Source organism: Capnocytophaga sp. oral taxon 332 str. F0381 (assembly GCF_000318275.2).
Taxonomy (GTDB): domain Bacteria; phylum Bacteroidota; class Bacteroidia; order Flavobacteriales; family Flavobacteriaceae; genus Capnocytophaga; species Capnocytophaga bilenii.
In genome coordinates, this window is sequence record NZ_KB291274.1 from 29,992 (window position 1) to 47,985 (window position 17,994).

Here is a 17,994-nt window from a genome sequence, read left to right on the forward strand (position 1 = left end):
GCGCTTTATAGGCTTAAAAAACTCTTTTCTCTATAATAGTAGGGCAAATCTTTTTTATTATATTGATTTCTAATATAATAAAATTTTAACAACACATCTGATACATTACCTAAATTATATCTCCCATTTCTAAAAAGATGATATTATTAAATTCTTTATCCTCACAAAATTCTTTTACACGTTCTGTGCATAATAATAGATTTGTATTCTGTAAAGTGAAGAAATCATAATTATTGATAACCTCCTTATCAAAGAAGATTCCTTTACCTTTTTCACGAGGAATTATTTCCTCTCCTTTTAATTCTGACACTCCAATTAATTCTATTCTTCCTCTTTCTGTCTTAACTAAAGAACTTTGAGGAAGACAATCAAAATATGTAGGGCTAAAAAAGGATTTTAATGCAATGTCTTCTTGTGGTAGCCATTTCAGTCTTTTAGGATTTTTTGCTTTTAACTCTCTTTCAGTCTTATTAATCTTTACATCTACCCCCTTAATATCTTTAAAGTTTTCTTGTAAAAGATTAAAGACGGATAATTTACATATTTTAATGCCATAACAAAATGTAAAATCTCCGATTTTATTCCCATTACTACCCCAACTATCCCACCAAACATCTAGCAAATTGATTTCTTTAATATTTTCTTTACTACTAGGTCGAAGAATAGCGTATTCTTTTTCTATGTAACTTGTAAATTTATAAACTTTCATTCTGTACAATTTTTTTTATTTTTTGGATTATATTTATCAATATTAAATTCTTTCGTAAGTTTATCTCTTATAGATAAAATTTCCCCCGCTGGCGGAAGCTTGCAGTTCGTACCCAATTCAAAATTCACAATTCTCTCCCCGTCCTATTCGTCCCATTTGTCCCATTTGTCGCACCCGTCCCACAATTCAAAATTCATAATTTGCCAATTCCCCTCGCACTATTTAGAGCGCATTATAGGCTTTAAAAACGCTTATCTCTATGATGGGTAAAGAGAAATAGATCTTTGTTTTCTTTGTATTTTACTAATAGTTAAGTTATTGTGCTTTTAACAACACATCTGATACATTACCAACAGAGATAAACCTACCTATTGAAAATATTTTTTTCCTTAGAAAAGGATGGAATAGGAGCTACTTTACCTACTTTTTCAAGAGCAAGCCCTTTAATGTCTAGCTCATTAAGTATATTTTCCAGCTCTTGGGTGCAAAATAATTTCGTTTCTGAAGTAGCATCTCTAAATATTATGTTCTTAGATGCTTCTTCATAAAAATACAAATCTTTGTTTCTGTATAATTCCATTCTCTTTAAATGATTTACCCCTTCATTATTTATACCCTTCACTATATTTTGGATATTGATAAAAACAAAATTCCTCTTTACATTGATAATCTTATAAGGTAACAATTCTGCTTGTACCTTAATTTTTTGGGCAAAAAGCATTGCTTTTTCTTTCTCCATTACTAAGAAAGCTCCGTGTACACGAGCGTCAAAACCATCCTTTTTCCCTTTGTTGTCGAAATTTTTATACACTTCTCCTTCTAATTCCTCCCAAGAATCTATCAAGGATTGTCCTTTAAAGGTAATAAACTTTGAGGTACCTCCTATTGTCTTAAAAGATTTGTAGGAAAAATCATTAATTAATTGATATATGTTCATATTTACCATATTACATTATTAAACAATAAATCATTTCTAATAGCTTCTAATTCCCCGCTGGCGCAAGCTTGTAGCTTGTGCCCAATTCAAAATTCACAATTCTCTCCCCGTCTACCTGTCCCATTTGTCCTACCTGTCGCACCCGTCCCACAATTCAAAATTCAGAATTCAAAATTCATAATTCCCTTCGCCCCCGCTGGCGCAAGCTTGCAGCTTGTGCCCAATTCGAATTCTCTTTACATCCCCCACACAGCACTACTGCGCACTGCCCCCTCTCTTTTGGAGAGGGGGAACGGGGGTGAGGACTCCACTGTCGCAAGCTTGTTTCAAAGTTTAGCAAATTCCCCTCACAAAACAAAACCTTTCAAACAACCTCTTTTATTTTTTGGCAAAGATAGTAAAATAATAACAAATAGCAAGTGCTATCTTGGTGCTATCTTGGTGCTATCTTGGTGCCATTTTTATCCTTCGCTTATCTATGACTTTTGATTGGTAAGATGATTTGTCATTTATCATTATTTCGTATCTTTGCAGCAAATTATCAATACCGATGAAATTCTCTATAGTCTCTGAGTTTGCCCCTACAGGCGACCAGCCTCAAGCTATCAAACAATTAGTAGAAGGCATAGAAAAAAACGACAAATACCAAGTGCTATTAGGCGTTACGGGTTCTGGTAAAACTTTTACCATTGCCAATGTGGTAGAGCAGGTACAACGCCCTACCCTTGTGCTGGCTCACAACAAAACACTTGCCGCCCAACTGTATTCGGAATTTAAGGCGTTTTTTCCTAATAATGCGGTAGAATACTTTGTATCGTACTACGACTATTACCAGCCTGAAGCTTATATCCCTACTACGGGTACTTATATTGAAAAAGACCTTTCTATCAACGATGAGATTGAAAAACTGCGCCTTAGCACTACTTCTGCCTTACTTTCGGGCAGGCGCGATGTGCTGGTGGTAGCCTCTGTATCTTGCCTCTATGGTATTGGTAACCCTGTGGAATTTCAGAAGAATGTGATTACCATTAAACGGGGTGATACAATGCCCCGCACTAAACTGATGCATCGGCTTGTACAAAGTCTCTACGCTCGCACTACTGCCGACTTCAGGCACGGGAACTTCCGTATCAAAGGCGATGTGCTGGATGTGTTCCCAGGGTATGATGATAACGCTTTTCGCATTCACTTCTTTGGTAATGAAATTGAAGAAATAGAACAATTTGACCCTACTACCAACCATATTTTAGACCATTACGACAGTCTGAACATTTATCCTGCTAATATGTTTGTTACTTCGCCTGATATTCTGCAAAAGGCGATATGGAACATTCAGCAAGACCTGACCAAACAGGTGGAATTCTTTGAGGCATCGGGGAAACCCTTAGAGGCTAAACGGCTAAAAGAGCGCACCGAATTTGACCTTGAGATGATACGCGAACTAGGCTATTGTTCGGGTATTGAGAACTACTCGCGCTATTTAGACGGTCGTGAGGCTGGTACGCGCCCTTTCTGCCTTATAGACTATTTTCCTGATGATTTTTTGATGGTAATAGACGAAAGCCACGTAACGGTGCCCCAAGTGCACGCTATGTATGGCGGCGACCGCAGTAGGAAAGAAAACTTGGTGGAATACGGCTTTAGGTTGCCCGCAGCTATGGACAACCGTCCGCTGAAATTTGAAGAGTTTGAAGCCTTGCAGCGCCAAGTGATATACGTGAGTGCTACCCCTGCTGATTACGAGCTACAGAAAGCACAAGGGGTATACGTGGAACAAGTGATACGCCCTACAGGCTTACTCGACCCCGAAATAGAAGTGCGCCCAAGCCAAAATCAGATAGACGACCTTGTAGAAGAAATACAAGTGCGCGTAGAGAAAGACGAGCGCATACTCGTAACAACCCTTACCAAGCGTATGGCTGAGGAACTCACCAAATACCTTACCCGCATAGGGGTACGATGCCGCTATATCCACAGCGATGTGGATACTTTGGAACGCGTAGAGATTATGCAAGACCTCCGCAAAGGGCTCTTTGATGTACTCATTGGGGTAAACCTGCTACGTGAGGGGTTAGACCTGCCCGAAGTGTCGCTTGTGGCTATCCTTGATGCTGATAAAGAAGGCTTTTTGCGCTCCACCCGCTCGCTTACCCAAACCGTAGGACGGGCAGCACGTAACGTGAACGGCAAAGCTATAATGTACGCCGACAAGATAACCGACAGTATGCAGCGCACTATTGACGATACTAACTATAGGCGTGAAAAACAAATGAATTACAACAAGGCTCACGGCATCACACCACAGCCACTGCACAAGAAGATAGAGAATAGCCTTAGCAAGAGCCCAATCAGTGAATTTCATTACGACCCTACCTTTGCCACCACTAAAGCCGCTGAACCCAAAGCTGAATATTATAGTGCTAAAGAATTGGAGAAAAAAATTAAAGAAACTCGCAAACTAATGGAAGCTGCAGCTAAAGAACTCGATTTTATGAAGGCTGCCCAATACCGCGATGAGATAAAGCGATTGGAGGCTATGAAGTAAAATTATGAATTTTGGATTCTGATTTCAGAATTATTTTATATCTTTGCAAATAAAAACATAAAGAGAAAAGGAATATCCTAAAAAATATACTATAGAGGTTGTAACAATAGGACATCGGAAAGATGTATATAAAAAAAGATAATTATAATTACAATGGCAAAAACTGAAGATTTGTTTAAAAAAGTAATCGCTCACGCTAAAGAATACGGTTTTATTTTTCCTTCGAGCGAAATATACGATGGGCTTAGTGCTGTGTATGACTACGGTCAGAATGGTGTAGAACTTAAAAAAAACATACGCGACTACTGGTGGCGCGCTATGGTGCAACTAAACGAAAATATCGTGGGTATTGACGCCGCGATCTTTATGCACCCTACTACTTGGAAGGCTTCAGGACACGTAGACGCTTTCAACGACCCTCTGATTGACAATAAAGACTCTAAAAAACGCTACCGCGCCGATGTGTTGGTAGAAGATTACGTAGCTAAATTGGACGAAAAAATTGAAAAAGAAGTTGCTAAAGCGCAAAAACGCTTTGGTGAGGCTTTTGACTTGGAACAATTTGTAGCTACTAACCCTCGCGTACTAGAATACAAACAACGCGGACAAGAAATTTTATCGCGCTTGGCTAAATCGTTAGAAACGGATAACCTTGCCGATGTGAAAGCACTTATTGAAGAATTAGAAATTGCTGACCCCGAAACAGGTTCTCGCAATTGGACTGATGTAAAGCAATTCAACCTGATGTTTGGTACCAAAATAGGCGCTTCAGCTGATGCTTCAATGGATTTGTACCTTCGTCCTGAAACGGCTCAGGGTATTTTTGTAAACTTTTTGAACGTTCAAAAGTCAGGACGTATGAAAATACCTTTTGGAATTGCTCAAACAGGGAAGGCTTTCCGCAACGAAATCGTAGCACGCCAATTTATATTCCGTATGCGTGAGTTCGAACAAATGGAAATGCAGTTCTTCATCAAACCTGGTACGCAACAACAATGGTATGACTATTGGAAACAAACGCGCCTTGCGTGGCACCTTTCGTTGGGATTGGGCGAAGAAAACTATCGTTTTCACCCTCACGAAAAATTAGCTCACTACGCCGATGCAGCTTGCGACATAGAATTCCGCTTCCCATTTGGCTTCAAAGAGCTTGAAGGTATCCACTCTCGTACTAACTTCGACTTGGGTAACCACGAAAAATATTCTGGACGAAAACTACAATATTTTGACCCTGAAACGAACGAAAGCTACACACCTTATGTATTGGAAACTTCTATTGGCTTAGACCGTATGTTCTTGGCTATCTTCTCGAATGCTCTTCAGGAAGAAACATTGGAAAGTGGCGACACTCGTACGTTGCTAAAACTGCCTTTTGTATTGGCGCCTACCAAAGTAGCTGTACTGCCGCTACTAAAACGCGATGGATTGCCTGAGAAAGCTGAAGAAATTGTAAACGAACTGAAATACTATTTTACTGTTGCTTATGACGAAAAAGATGCGGTTGGTCGCCGCTATCGCCGTCAGGATGCGGTAGGTACGCCTTTCTGTATCACCGTAGATCATCAAACCTTAGAGGACAATACTGTTACACTACGCCACCGCGATACTATGGAACAACAACGCATTGCTATACCTGAACTACAGGCAGTAATTGCCAAAGAGGTGGATATGAACCAATGGTTGCGTAGATTAGGGCGTTAGTCATTACGGAAATAGAAGATGTTCACTAAAACTTTTACAAAGATTACACATAGCATTAGAGAATGACAGAAACTCCTACAATAAAGCGTCCTACCCCTATAGACGAGGAGGTGATTTGGGACAAGCGCTCTACCTTGATGAGTCGCACGAATAAACACGGGCATATTATGGCAAGTAATGAGGCTTTTCAGGAAGTATCGGGCTATACAGAAGCTGAACTATACAATCAGCCTCATAGCCTAATACGCCACCCCGATATGCCTAAAGTAGTGTTTAAAATACTGTGGGAAAACCTAAAAGGTAGGCAGAACTTTCACGCTATCATTAAGAACTTATCAAAAAGTGGTAAATACTATTGGGTAATTACTAATTTTGAGATTATTCGCAATGAGAAAGACGAAATTACAGCTTTTGTATCGTACCGCAAGGCTCTACCCAAAAGCCTTATCAACGAACATATAGTGCCACTTTACGAGCGACTATTGAAAATTGAAAAGGCTAATGGTATGGAGGTGAGTGAGCGTTATTTTAAAGGCTTTTTGGAAGATCGCAAAACTACCTATGACAAGTTTATCAGAACGTTGCTAAAAGAAAACGCTGAAGAGATACGTGCTTTTTACAACAATAAAGATACAGATAGCTTTCTTACCGAACTGATTGGCTGAGGGGAATCCTGAATTCTGAATTTTGAATTAGTGGTTAGGTGCGAGCAGTAATCTAACCACTAATGGTTAATAATAGTTTTTAAAGGAGAGTAATTACAACTTTCTATCAAAAAACAACAATATATTTATGGACTTTTTAACGGGAAAACCACTATCAGATACTATTCACAATACTCTTTTTATGGCTGAAAAAGAACTTATTATTATTTCACCTTATATTCAGATAAGTGATTATCTGAGAGAAAATGTATTCAAACAGCATTTATACAACCCTAAACTGCATATTATTATTGGGTTCAACAGCTATAAAGAGAATCAAACTTTTAGCTTTAGAGGAAGTGGAATGGAGTATTTTTTAAATTTTCCAAACCTTACTTTAGTTTATATTCCATAACTTAATGCTATATATTACGCTAATGATCGTCAATCGGTTACTACCTCTATGAACTTGCTTAGCTATCCTTTGGTGAATAATGTTGACTTTGGAGTGTTTTCTGCAAAAAATAGTACTTTTATATCTAAAAATAATTTTTATGAAACTTCTAAAAATACAATTATAAGTGTGATTGATAGTGGTTATACTGTTTTTGCAAAACGTCCTCATTACAATAATGGTATTTTAGGATTTAACAAAAAATGTGTAGGTACTACTGTTCACCTCAATTTATTGGACGATGTAATAGCTGAGAGGAGTATTAGACCTGTGAGATTTTCTTCACTAATGGCGGAAATAGGGAGATAGTGAATGTTTTTTATATACCAAATAATCGTAAAATAAAAGATATGACTCGCTTGTTACTCAAAAAACAATGGAGTAATATTACATTAGCTACTAAAAGTGGTAAAGTAAATAATTGACTTTGCGATGAAAAATAACATTATTTTTTTGGTGTTTCAATAAAAAGTATTAATTTTGCGGTTTGATTGATAACACTAAACAATTTTATACTTTTATAAATATTATAAACAATGGCAGTACTTGAGAAAATTAGAAGTAAGACTGTATTCCTGATTGCGATTATAGGGCTTGCACTATTTGCTTTTATCATTTCAGACTTTATAGGAAAAGGGAGGTTTAGCAGACTTCAACCTACCGAAATTGGTACGGTAAATGGCGAAGATGTGCCTATTGACGCTTTCCGTTTGCAAGTGGAAAACGCTATTCACCAAGCTAATGGACAGGCGAGTAGCATTGAAGCGGCTAAATATGTATGGGAACAAAACGTTCAGCAAATATTGTTGAACCAACAGATTGAAAAATTGGGATTGAGTGTAGAGAAAGACCAAATCATCTCTATCTTGGAAAAAACGCCTTTGGCTAAAAACCCTCAATTTACGAATGAATACGGTGTGTTTGACGCTGTAAAATTTCAAACGTATTTAAGTACGCTAAAAACTCAGAATCCTGATGCTTACAACCAGTGGAAAATACAAGAAAACGCTTTGATTGAAGGGGCTAAACAACAAATGTATATTAACCTTATCCGCGCTGGCTTGGGTGCTACTGATACTGAAGCTGAAATTGCTTATCACCAAGAAAAAGACTTGGCTGACATTAACTATGTGGCTCTGCAATACAGCTCTATAGATGATAAAACTATACAAGTGAGCGATAGCGAGATAAAAGACTACATTAAAAAACACGAAAAACAATTTAAACAAGAGGCTTACCGCAATATTCAATATATTGTGATAAACGAAAAACCATCGGATGCCGACCTTGCTGAAGCAAAAAGTGGTATTGAAAAACTTTTGCAACCTGAGGTGGTGTACAACGTTAAAAAACAAAGTAACGATACGGTTCCTGGTTTTGCTACTACTAAAGAGATAAAAAGTTTTGTGGATAGATATTCTGATAAGGCTTATGACAGTACTTTCGTAACTAAAGACAAAATCAATTCGGCTTATGCTGATACACTTTTTGCCTTGGGCGTAGGAAAAATTTATGGTCCTTATGAAGAAGACGGTAGCATTAAAATAAGCCGTATGGTGGCTAAAGAACCTGCGGGAGCTGTAAAAGCAAGCCATATACTTATTGCTTACACAGGTAGCCAAGCTGCTACTCCTAATACTACACGCTCTAAAGAAGAAGCTAAAGCTAAGGCTGAAGAACTATTGGCACAAGCTAAAGCTGCTGGTGCTGACTTTGACCAATTGGCACGCGACAATTCGGAAGAACCTGGTGCAATGTATAGTGCTGGTGACCTTGGATTCTTTGTGAAAGGTACTATGGTTAAACCTTTTGAGACATTTGCTTTTTCTAACCCTGTAGGTACTATTGGTTTGGTGGAGACTGATTTTGGTTTTCACGTAGTAAAAGTAACTGACAAGGCTGAAGCGGTGAATATTGCAACTATAAGTCGTAAGGTAGACCCTTCGGATGCTACTCTTAGTTCGCTATTCTCTAAAGCTACTACTTTCCAAATGAAGGCGAGTGAAAAACCTAAAGAATTTGGTAGTGTAGCAAAAGCTTCTGAACTATCGGTACTTCGTGCAGATAACTTGCACAAAAATGATGATCAAATCATCGGTTTGGGGGCTAATCGTCCTATTGTACAATGGTTGTACGAAAAGGATACCAAAGTGGGTGATATAAAAATGTTTACTACTAATGGGAACTATGTAGTGGCTCAATTGGTGAAAAAAGGTGAAGAAGGATTGAGCGAAGTGCAAGATGTTGCTGCTTTTGTAAAACCTATCCTCATCAAGGAAAAGAAAGCTAAAATTCTAAAAGATAAAGCAAAAGGTGGCAGCTTAGAGGCTATCGCTTCGGCTAATGGTGTTACTGTAAAAACAGCTACAGGGTTAACAATGAGTAGCCCTATCATCATAGGTGAAGGTCGTGAGCCAAGAGTTGTGGGTACTGCTTTTGGACTAAAACAAGGTGCTATTTCTAAGCCTATAGAAGGTGAAAACGCAGTGTATGTAATACAACTTACTTCAGCTACAGTAGCTCCTGCTACTAATGATTATAAAGTGTATGCTGAAACAATAGAAAAAATACGTACCGAACGCGCTGCTCAGTCTATACTTAAATCATTAGAAAACAACGCTAAGATAAAAGAAAATATCAGTACTTTCTATTAATAGTAGCAACTTACACCCAAAAAATCTATAAAGAGGTAAGAGGAAACTCTTGCCTCTTTTTTCTGATGATTGATAAATCAAGAGGTATTTTTAAGAAGTTTTGTTTTGTGAGGGCGATTTGCTAATCGCCCCTACAATATGAATAAAAGTGCTTGATTATTTGTTCTGTAATAGACTCTTGAATTTAGAACTAAAAATATAAAAATATGGACTTAAGTAATTACCGAAAGATATACGAAAAGCGAGAACTCTTGGAGAGTGATGTACCCGAAAACCCTATGCAGCTATTCCAAACGTGGTTTTATGAAGCTGATGAGGCTGATAGTGTGGAGGAAGCGAATGCAATGTCGGTAGCAACAATAGGCTTGGACGGATTTCCCAAAACACGGGTGGTACTACTAAAAGAATACACTTATGAGGGATTTATATTCTACACCAATTACGAAAGCGAAAAAGGGAGAGCTATTGCTGCAAATCCGCACTTGTGCTTGTCGTTTTTTTGGCCTTCATTGGAACGGCAGATTATCATTAAAGGGATTGCTGAACGTGTAGAGGCACTAACATCGGATAATTACTTTCATTCGCGCCCAGTGGGCAGTCAGTTAGGGGCTGTGGTATCGCGCCAGAGTGAGGTGGTAACACGCGCACATCTGGAAGAGGAACTAAAACGCCTTGAGGGACTGTATGAGGGAAAGGAAATTCCTCGTCCTGACTATTGGGGGGGCTTCTTGGTACGCCCTGTATCAATGGAGTTTTGGCAAGGACGCCCTAACCGTTTGCACGACCGCTTGCGCTATCGGCTGACTGATGAGTATGACTGGATATTGGAACGAATGGCTCCGTAATACGAGCTACACGAAACTGACAGTGCGTGCCATTTTGTCATATATTGTAGTATGGCAAAGATTTTGTAATAAATAAGCGGAGATTGTTTGGAAAGTTTTGTTTTGTGAGGGCGATTTGCCAATCGCTTGTACTAGCCTTTGTGCGGCGCAATTGTACTATTAAAGACTTTTGGACAGCATCAACATAAAAAAAACTCAAAATAAAATATAATATAATGAATACAGAAGATAACAAAGATAAGGACTTGCAGGCTGAAGGCACAAGTGCTGAGACTGCTGAAAACGCTACTAATACAGGTAATACGACTGGTAATGAAGCGGAAGATTGTGAAGATCTTTTGGCAAAAGAACGCGACAGATACTTGCGTTTGTTTGCTGAATTTGAAAACTATAAAAAGCGTACGAGCCGTGAGCGTATAGAGCTTTTTAAAACAGCAGGGCAAGACATTTTGTCGGCTTTGTTACCTGTAGTAGATGATTTTGATAGAGCTTTGGCAGATTTGGCGACTTCGGCTGATGAGCAGACGCGCAAAGGGGTGGAACTTATCTACAACAAACTGATAGGCATCTTGAAAAACAAAGGTTTGGAAAGAATAGAAGTGGCTGCAAACGATGCGTTTGACAGTGAGCTACACGATGCTATTACGCAAATTCCTGCTCCTACCCCTGAAATGAGTGGAAAAATTATTGACGTAGTGCAACAGGGCTATAAATTGGGAGATAAAATTATTCGTTTCCCCAGAGTGGTAGTAGCCCAATAACAATACGAAAAGATGAAAAGAGATTATTACGAAATATTAGAGATTTCCAAAACAGCTACGACTGCTGAAATAAAAAAAGCATATAGAAAGCAAGCACTTAAATATCACCCAGATAAGAACCCTGGCGACAAAGAGGCAGAAGAGAATTTTAAGCTGGCTGCAGAGGCTTACGAGGTGCTAAGCGATGAAAATAAACGCGCTACTTATGACCGCTATGGACACGCTGCCTTTGAAGGTGGAATGGGTGGGGGCGGTGCTACAATGGAAGATATTTTTGAGCGTTTTGGTGACCTTTTTGGTGGTCATTTTTCGGGATTTAGTGGCTTCGGAGGCTTTGGGGGCTTTGGAGGCGGTCAAACACAGTCTTATGTGAAAGGTGATAACCTTCGCATACGTGTGAAAGTTACCTTGGAAGAGATTGTAAAGGGGGTAGAGAAAAAGATAAAAGTACGCCGTAAAGTGAAAGGCGAAGATACAACCTATCATACTTGCCCTACTTGCCAAGGGCGCGGACAGACGGTTCAGAAAATGAATACTGCCTTTGGTGTGATACAAACAGCAACGACTTGTCCCAAATGTGGCGGTGCTGGGGAAATTATTGATAAACGAGGCAAAGATACTGATAGCCAAGGGATGAAAACGGTAGAGGAAACTATTCCTATCAATATTCCTGCTGGGGTAATGAATGGTATCCAACTAAAAGTGGCTAACAAAGGAAATGAGGCTCCTGTGAAAAACAGTGTTCCTGGTGATTTATTGGTGGTGATAGAAGAAGAAGAACACCCTACTCTAAAACGCGAAGGTGATAACTTGCATTACGATTTATACATCAGCTTCCCTGATGCGGTATTGGGGGCTAGCAAAGAGATAGAAACTGTTACGGGCAAGGTGCGTATAAAATTGGAAGAAGGAATACAATCGGGTAAAATACTGCGTTTGCGCAACAAAGGGGTGCCGAGTTTGCAAAACCATACTACTGGCGACTTGATTGTACACGTGAATGTATGGACACCGAAAAACCTTACCGATAAACAAAAGAATTTTTTCAAAGAAATGCAAAATAATGAGAACTTCAATCCTAAGCCTGACAAGTGTGAGAAGTCGTTTTTTGAAAAAGTAAAAGAGATGTTTTCCTAATTGATGAAGTAGCTGTCCAAAAAAGTAGTGTTTGTGTGGCACAATTGTACTATTAAAGGCTTTTTGGACAGCTTCTTTTTTATTCATCATAATGCCCATATGCTGATAGCAACGCTACACGTTTTTTATCTTCAAAAACTTCATATATTAGACGATGTTTCTTATCTATTCTTCTAGAATATACATTTCGTTCACTATACCCTTTTAGAGGCTCTACTTGTCCTGTTCCTGTAATAGGGTGTTGAGAAAGCTCTTCTAAAAAAGAGGCTATTTTATCTAATAATTTTTTTTGTCCGGACTTTTTGTGTAATACAATATCTGAAGCATATTTTTTTGTATATTCAAAAGTATATTCTTCTGATTCTTTATCTGTTTCTATCATCATTCATAAAGCATATCTAAAAGCTCTTTTTTAGAAGCTTTTATTTTTTTACTAGCTCTAGCATCATCTATCATTGTAAAAAAGTTCTCTTGTGTCATAGTAGTATTATCTTCTTTTTTATCTAAAATAGTAGTTTCTATTTTTAGCTTCTTAAAGAAATTTTGGATCATAGGAAAATCCACCTCATTAACTGTTGCTTGTATTGTTATTGCATTCATACTTCTATTCTTTTGAACTGCAAAGATACAAAATTATTATTAATGTATAATGTTATAAATATCAATTTCCTACGAAAAACTTATTTACAACACTCTCACTTTTCTCTAATCTGTCATTAATCAAATTATTTTTTCTATATTTTGACCTAAACAAATTTATAAAAGTTTTAGGAATTGAAAATTATTTTGTAACTTTGCAACTCATTAATAACATTACTAAAATGTATCCAATAAAATTTAAGCCTATTCTCAAAGAACGTATTTGGGGCGGGCAACAACTGAAAACGTTATTTAACAAGCCTATAGTGAGTGATACTACAGGCGAAAGCTGGGAGGTATCGGGGGTGCCTGGTGATATTTCGGTAGTAGCTGATGGGGCTCTGAAAGACAAAAGCCTAAACGACTTGATTGCTGAATACCCTAATGAACTTTTAGGCAAACACGTACACGATAGATTTGGGAAGGATTTTCCTATCTTAATTAAATTTATTGATGCTCGCGAGGATTTATCAATACAGGTGCACCCTAACGATGCTCTTGCTAAAGAACGCCATAACTCGTTTGGGAAAACTGAAATGTGGTATGTAATGCACGCTGAACCTGATGCTAGCTTGATTGTTGGCTTCAACCGCAGTGTGAGCAAGGAAACTTATCAGGAGTACTTGAGCAGTGGCAAACTTACTGAACTGCTGAACTACGAAAAAGTAAATGATGGTGATGCTTTCTTTATCAACACTGGAAAAATACACGCTATTGGAAAGGGTATCTTGATTGCTGAAATACAACAAACAAGCGATATTACTTACCGCGTGTATGACTTTGACAGACGTGATAAAAATGGTAACTTACGAGAGCTGCACACCGAACTTGCCCTTGACGCTATTGACTACGAGCGCAAAAACGACTTCAAACTACAATACAATCGTACTGAAAACCAAGTGAATAACGTGGCTAAATGTCCGTATTTTATTACTAATTACTTGAAATTGAACGGTGATTTCAAGAAGAACTTGGCAGCTGATGATTCTTTCCATATTTATATGTGTGTGAAAGGTAGTGCTGTACTGAGTGACGGCTCTACTGAAGTGTCGATTGCTCAGGGTGAAACTGTGCTTTTCCCTGCGTGCTTAGAGCAATTGGTGGTGAAAAGTAACGGTGTAGAATTATTGGAAGTGTATATTTAAGGTGCGAGCCGCACGGGCTAATCACTAAAAACTAAAGAGTTATGTATCGTTCAAAAATAAAGGGGTTGGGTTACTATGTGCCTGAAAATGTAGTAACTAATGATGATTTATCGAAATTGATGGACACGAGTGACGCTTGGATACAAGAGCGCACGGGCATCAAAGAAAGGCGACACGTGGTGAAAGGTACGGATACCACAACTACGATGGGTGCTAAAGCGGCTTTGAAAGCGTTGGAGGCTGCGGGCGTAAGCAAAGAGGAAGTGGATTTTGTTGTTTTTGCTACTTTAAGTCCGGATTATTATTTCCCTGGTTGTGGGGTATTGGTACAAAAGGAATTGGGACTAAAAACGGTGGGTGCATTGGATATTAGGAACCAATGTTCGGGATTTTTATATGCACTATCGGTAGCTGACCAATATATAAAAACGGGAATGTACCGCAATATACTTGTGATAGCTTCGGAAACGCAATCGCCTGCGCTTGATATGAGTACGCGAGGGCGTAATATGGCGGTATTATTTGGCGATGGGGCTGGTGCAGCCGTGGTATCGCGCTCTGAAGGTGAAAACGGGATTTTATCTACTCACCTGCACAGCGAAGGTGCTTATGCTGATGCCTTGGCAATGATAGCCCCAGGTGTGGGCACTAAATGGGTGCCTGAAATATTGGCTGAAAACGACCCTGATGATGTGTCGTACTACCCTAATATGAATGGTCAGTTTGTATTTAAGAATGCTGTAGTGCGCCTTGCAGAGGTTATCAATGAAGGATTGGAAGCTAATGGGCTGACAGTAGGCGATATTGATATGCTGGTGCCTCACCAAGCGAATTTGCGTATCTCACAATTTGTACAACACCAATTTAAACTAAGTGATGCGCAGGTATATAACAACATTATGAAATATGGTAATACTACTGCTGCATCGGTGCCTATAGCTTTGGCTGAGGCAGTGGGTGAAGGCAAAATAAAAGAAGGTGATGTGGTGGTATTGGCTGCTTTTGGTAGTGGTTTTACGTGGGCAAGTGCGATTATTAGATGGTAGTGAGTGATGAGAAAATGGATATTGGTAGCATTGTTACTATGTAGTGTTACGGCTTTGGCACAAGTACGCAAGGCTAAGGCTCAGGTAGTATCTGCAAAGGTGGAGCCTATAAAGATGCCTAAAGATACTACTACAATACGACTGACATTTAACCGAATGAAGCGTGCGGAGGAAAAATGGTTTAAGTTTAACCAAGTTACGCTGAATATGAGTGAGGTGGCGTTCTCTAACTGGAGTGCTGGGGGTGAAAACTCGGTATCGGGGCTTATGACGGGGCGTTTTAGGAGACGATACAACGAACGTACTTTTTTTTGGGATAATATATTGGAGATTGATTATGGTATTAATGCACAAACGGGACGAGAATTGCGAAAAACGGACGATAAGTTTTTGATTGTATCATCGTTTGGCTACAGGGGAAACACTCAGTCGTATTGGTACTATACAGCTCGTTACCAGCTGCTTACACAGATGAGTAACGGATATAAATACCCTGATACGGATCATCCTATTTCAAAATTATTTGCGCCTGCCTATATTACTTTTGGTTTGGGGGCGGAATATGCGCCGCAACGGGTAAAGCTCAATTTATTTCTATCGCCTATGACGCTAAAAACGACTGTGGTGCTAAATAAAGCACTATCGGAACAGGGGGCTTTTGGGGTAGAAAAAGGGAAGCGAACCAATTCGGAACTAGGTTTTTCAATATCGGGCAGATGGGATAAAAAGCTGATGGAGAATATGGATTTGAACACGAATTTCACGCTGTACGGTGATTATTTGAAGAACTTTGGGAATATAGATATAGACTGGGAAACGGGCTTGAACCTGAAGGTGAACAACTATGTACAAGCGCGTATTGGGTTGCATATAAAATATGATGACGATGTGAAGTTTGAGAGCTATAAAGACAATGCAGGCGTAACACATTCTTATGGGGCAAGGACGCAGTTTAAGCAGTTATTGGGGGTAGGTGTATTATATACTTTTTAGAGCTGATGTTTTTAGAAAATACAATCAATAATGCCGAAAAATCGGGGTGGATAGAGGTGATATGTGGTTCGATGTTTTCGGGGAAGACAGAGGAATTGATAAGGCGGTTGCGGCGGGCACAATTTGCTAAGCAACGGGTAGAGATATTCAAGCCTTCGTTTGACACTCGTTATGACGACACTAACATTGTATCGCACAATGCCAATGAGATACCCTCTACTCCTGTGGAGGCGGCAGCGAGTATACTGTTGCTTGCTGATGGTTGTGATGTGGTGGGAATAGATGAGGCGCAGTTTTTTGACGATGAGATAGTGAATGTGTGTAATGCTCTTGCTAACAGAGGGGTACGTGTGATAGTTGCGGGTTTGGATATGGACTATAAAGGGAGACCATTTGGACCGATGCCAAACTTAATGGCTACAGCTGAGTATGTTACTAAAGTGCACGCTGTGTGTACGCATACGGGGAATTTGGCACACTACAGTTATAGGAAAGTGGCTAATAATGAGCAACGTATGCTGGGTGAAGCTGATAGTTATGAGCCTGTAAGCAGGGCTGCTTATATACGGCTGATAGAAGGTGAAGAAAAAAAAGTTGATAAAAAATAGTGCTGATTAAAAAAGTTTTTGTACTTTTGCAGCATAAAAATGACACTTGGGGTCGACCGGTTTTGACAGTAAGTGACATTGAAGAGTAAGCATACCGAGCTGTGAAATGAATGCTCGATAAAATCTATTTCAAAAGTTTAAATGGCGAGAATAACTACGCTCTTGCTGCTTAATCTGAAGTAATAGTAGGATTTTAAGCTATATCCCTACAGGTAGGGAGGCGAGATGTCTCTAAAAAGCCCTTGTTGACGGCGTTTTGTACAGAGGCACCATAAAAGTCAACATTGAGCCTGCGGTAAGCTTCTGCTAAGGGTTCGTGAATAGAGGAGGCTAGGCGTAAAGTGGGCGGTTTTTGGTCAGCTTTACGAAGAAAATGAAACAAAAACTAAGTATGTAGAAAGCTTTTTGATGGCTTATTTGGACGAGAGTTCGATTCTCTCCGACTCCACGGGGGAAGAAAGGGTTGCTTGGGGGTTCTTCGGAACTTTTGGGCAGCCTTTTCTATTTGTATTTAGTAGATAATCAGGAGAAGATTTTGATGATGTTATCTACTATGCCGTAATTGAGTTTTTTGGCTAATTGTTGTAATTGTTCCTTTATGGCGTGGCGTTGGGAAAGTTTGGTTTTCTTGGTGCGTTTTAGGGCAATGAGGTATTGTTGTATTTCTTCATAATATTGTGTTTTCCAATGGGGTTGTCGTTTCGACTCTAAAAGAGGAATGCTATCGTCAAAAAGATGGAGCATTTCAACAGTTTGTGCTGCGAAATTGGTATCGCGTTCATAGACGAAATTTTTGGATTGATGTTCTACTGGGTCTTCTGACAGGAATAGTTCTTCACTAAAGCTGTTGTAAATTTCTATAGCAAAATCTATTCTACCCATCCAAATGAGGGCGTTGCAGAGTTTGGAAATGAGTATATCGGGGGTATGGAAGTATTCGCCAAAAACGTGTAGAGGTTTGGCGCTCAGGTTGCGATTGAGAGCAGCCTCGGCAATGCTCACTACTTGGTTTTCATTGCCGTGTAGGTGGGCTTGTATTACCTTGGCGATAGTGTAACGGGTTTCAGGGTAATGAAAGAAGCTGTCGGGGTACTCTTTATATATGCTTTCTATGTATTTATCAGCGTTTTTAATGTACTTTTCTACTTTTTTGACCGTTTCTCCCCCCCCCCCCCC

General features: G+C 39.2%; 17 protein-coding genes, 1 other RNA gene and 1 pseudogene. 14 read left to right on the top strand and 5 right to left on the bottom strand.

Translation table 11 applies throughout. The annotated features are described in order from the left end of the window. Positions 1-109: 109 nt before the first annotated feature. Positions 110-709, bottom strand: coding sequence for a hypothetical protein (locus HMPREF9075_RS03145; RefSeq protein ID WP_009415043.1), 600 nt, complete (start codon positions 707-709; stop codon positions 110-112). Positions 710-1,073: 364 nt separating this feature from the next. Continuing rightward, positions 1,074-1,646, bottom strand: coding sequence for a hypothetical protein (locus HMPREF9075_RS03150; protein WP_157049208.1), 573 nt, complete (start codon positions 1,644-1,646; stop codon positions 1,074-1,076). A gap of 550 nt (positions 1,647-2,196) precedes the next feature. Here HMPREF9075_RS03150 and uvrB point away from each other — a divergent pair. From uvrB to dnaJ, 9 genes are all read left to right on the top strand, one after another. After that, positions 2,197-4,191 carry an excinuclease ABC subunit UvrB gene (gene uvrB / locus HMPREF9075_RS03155; protein ID WP_009415048.1) on the top strand — a complete coding sequence of 665 codons (1,995 nt, stop codon included), beginning with the start codon at positions 2,197-2,199 and terminating at the stop codon, positions 4,189-4,191. 153 nt (positions 4,192-4,344) lie between these two features. Beyond that, positions 4,345-5,892 carry a glycine--tRNA ligase gene (locus HMPREF9075_RS03160; RefSeq protein ID WP_009415050.1) on the top strand — a complete coding sequence of 516 codons (1,548 nt, stop codon included), beginning with the start codon at positions 4,345-4,347 and terminating at the stop codon, positions 5,890-5,892. Positions 5,893-5,954: 62 nt separating this feature from the next. Beyond that, positions 5,955-6,557 carry a PAS domain-containing protein gene (locus HMPREF9075_RS03165; RefSeq protein ID WP_009415051.1) on the top strand — a complete coding sequence of 201 codons (603 nt, stop codon included), beginning with the start codon at positions 5,955-5,957 and terminating at the stop codon, positions 6,555-6,557. A gap of 127 nt (positions 6,558-6,684) precedes the next feature. Then, complete coding sequence (locus tag HMPREF9075_RS12530; protein WP_009415052.1) at positions 6,685-6,951, top strand: hypothetical protein; 267 nt, start codon at positions 6,685-6,687, stop codon at positions 6,949-6,951. Positions 6,952-6,999: 48 nt separating this feature from the next. Beyond that, complete coding sequence (locus tag HMPREF9075_RS12535; RefSeq protein WP_009415053.1) at positions 7,000-7,299, top strand: hypothetical protein; 300 nt, start codon at positions 7,000-7,002, stop codon at positions 7,297-7,299. A gap of 227 nt (positions 7,300-7,526) precedes the next feature. Further along, positions 7,527-9,644, top strand: a complete 2,118-nt coding sequence (locus tag HMPREF9075_RS03175; protein ID WP_009415054.1) for a peptidylprolyl isomerase — start codon at positions 7,527-7,529, stop codon at positions 9,642-9,644. A gap of 206 nt (positions 9,645-9,850) precedes the next feature. Next, positions 9,851-10,489 carry a pyridoxamine 5'-phosphate oxidase gene (gene pdxH / locus HMPREF9075_RS03180; protein WP_009415055.1) on the top strand — a complete coding sequence of 213 codons (639 nt, stop codon included), beginning with the start codon at positions 9,851-9,853 and terminating at the stop codon, positions 10,487-10,489. Between the two features lie 215 nt (positions 10,490-10,704). Then, complete coding sequence (locus HMPREF9075_RS03185; RefSeq protein WP_009415056.1) at positions 10,705-11,250, top strand: nucleotide exchange factor GrpE; 546 nt, start codon at positions 10,705-10,707, stop codon at positions 11,248-11,250. A gap of 12 nt (positions 11,251-11,262) precedes the next feature. Beyond that, positions 11,263-12,387 carry a molecular chaperone DnaJ gene (dnaJ, locus tag HMPREF9075_RS03190; RefSeq protein WP_009415057.1) on the top strand — a complete coding sequence of 375 codons (1,125 nt, stop codon included), beginning with the start codon at positions 11,263-11,265 and terminating at the stop codon, positions 12,385-12,387. A gap of 79 nt (positions 12,388-12,466) precedes the next feature. On the opposite strand, the gene HMPREF9075_RS03195 is transcribed toward dnaJ, so the two are convergent. Together HMPREF9075_RS03195 and HMPREF9075_RS03200 are read right to left on the bottom strand one after the other, a co-directional pair. Continuing rightward, on the bottom strand, positions 12,467-12,772 hold the full coding sequence (locus HMPREF9075_RS03195) for a Txe/YoeB family addiction module toxin (RefSeq protein WP_009415058.1): 306 nt from the start codon (positions 12,770-12,772) through the stop codon (positions 12,467-12,469). Next, a complete protein-coding gene (locus HMPREF9075_RS03200; RefSeq protein WP_009415059.1) occupies positions 12,769-12,987 on the bottom strand; it encodes a hypothetical protein in 219 nt (72 codons plus the stop codon). Before HMPREF9075_RS03200 ends, HMPREF9075_RS03195 begins: the two co-directional genes overlap by 4 nt. A 221-nt stretch (positions 12,988-13,208) precedes the next feature. Here HMPREF9075_RS03200 and HMPREF9075_RS03205 point away from each other — a divergent pair, with 221 nt between their 5' ends. The 5 genes from HMPREF9075_RS03205 (at position 13,209) to ssrA (ending at position 17,269) form a co-directional block, all read left to right on the top strand. Next, complete coding sequence (locus HMPREF9075_RS03205; protein WP_009415060.1) at positions 13,209-14,171, top strand: type I phosphomannose isomerase catalytic subunit; 963 nt, start codon at positions 13,209-13,211, stop codon at positions 14,169-14,171. A 41-nt stretch (positions 14,172-14,212) separates the two neighbouring features. After that, complete coding sequence (locus tag HMPREF9075_RS03210; RefSeq protein WP_009415061.1) at positions 14,213-15,217, top strand: 3-oxoacyl-ACP synthase III family protein; 1,005 nt, start codon at positions 14,213-14,215, stop codon at positions 15,215-15,217. A 6-nt stretch (positions 15,218-15,223) separates the two neighbouring features. Continuing rightward, positions 15,224-16,210 (top strand): DUF3078 domain-containing protein, encoded by a 987-nt coding sequence (locus HMPREF9075_RS03215; RefSeq protein WP_009415062.1) that lies wholly within the window; start codon positions 15,224-15,226, stop codon positions 16,208-16,210. 5 nt (positions 16,211-16,215) lie between these two features. After that, positions 16,216-16,818, top strand: coding sequence for a thymidine kinase (locus tag HMPREF9075_RS03220; RefSeq protein WP_009415063.1), 603 nt, complete (start codon positions 16,216-16,218; stop codon positions 16,816-16,818). A 48-nt stretch (positions 16,819-16,866) separates the two neighbouring features. Next, positions 16,867-17,269: a transfer-messenger RNA gene (gene ssrA / locus HMPREF9075_RS12670) on the top strand. Between the two features lie 71 nt (positions 17,270-17,340). On the opposite strand, the pseudogene HMPREF9075_RS13770 reads toward ssrA, so the two are convergent. After that, positions 17,341-17,994 (bottom strand): annotated as a pseudogene (locus HMPREF9075_RS13770) (hypothetical protein); the annotation flags it as partial.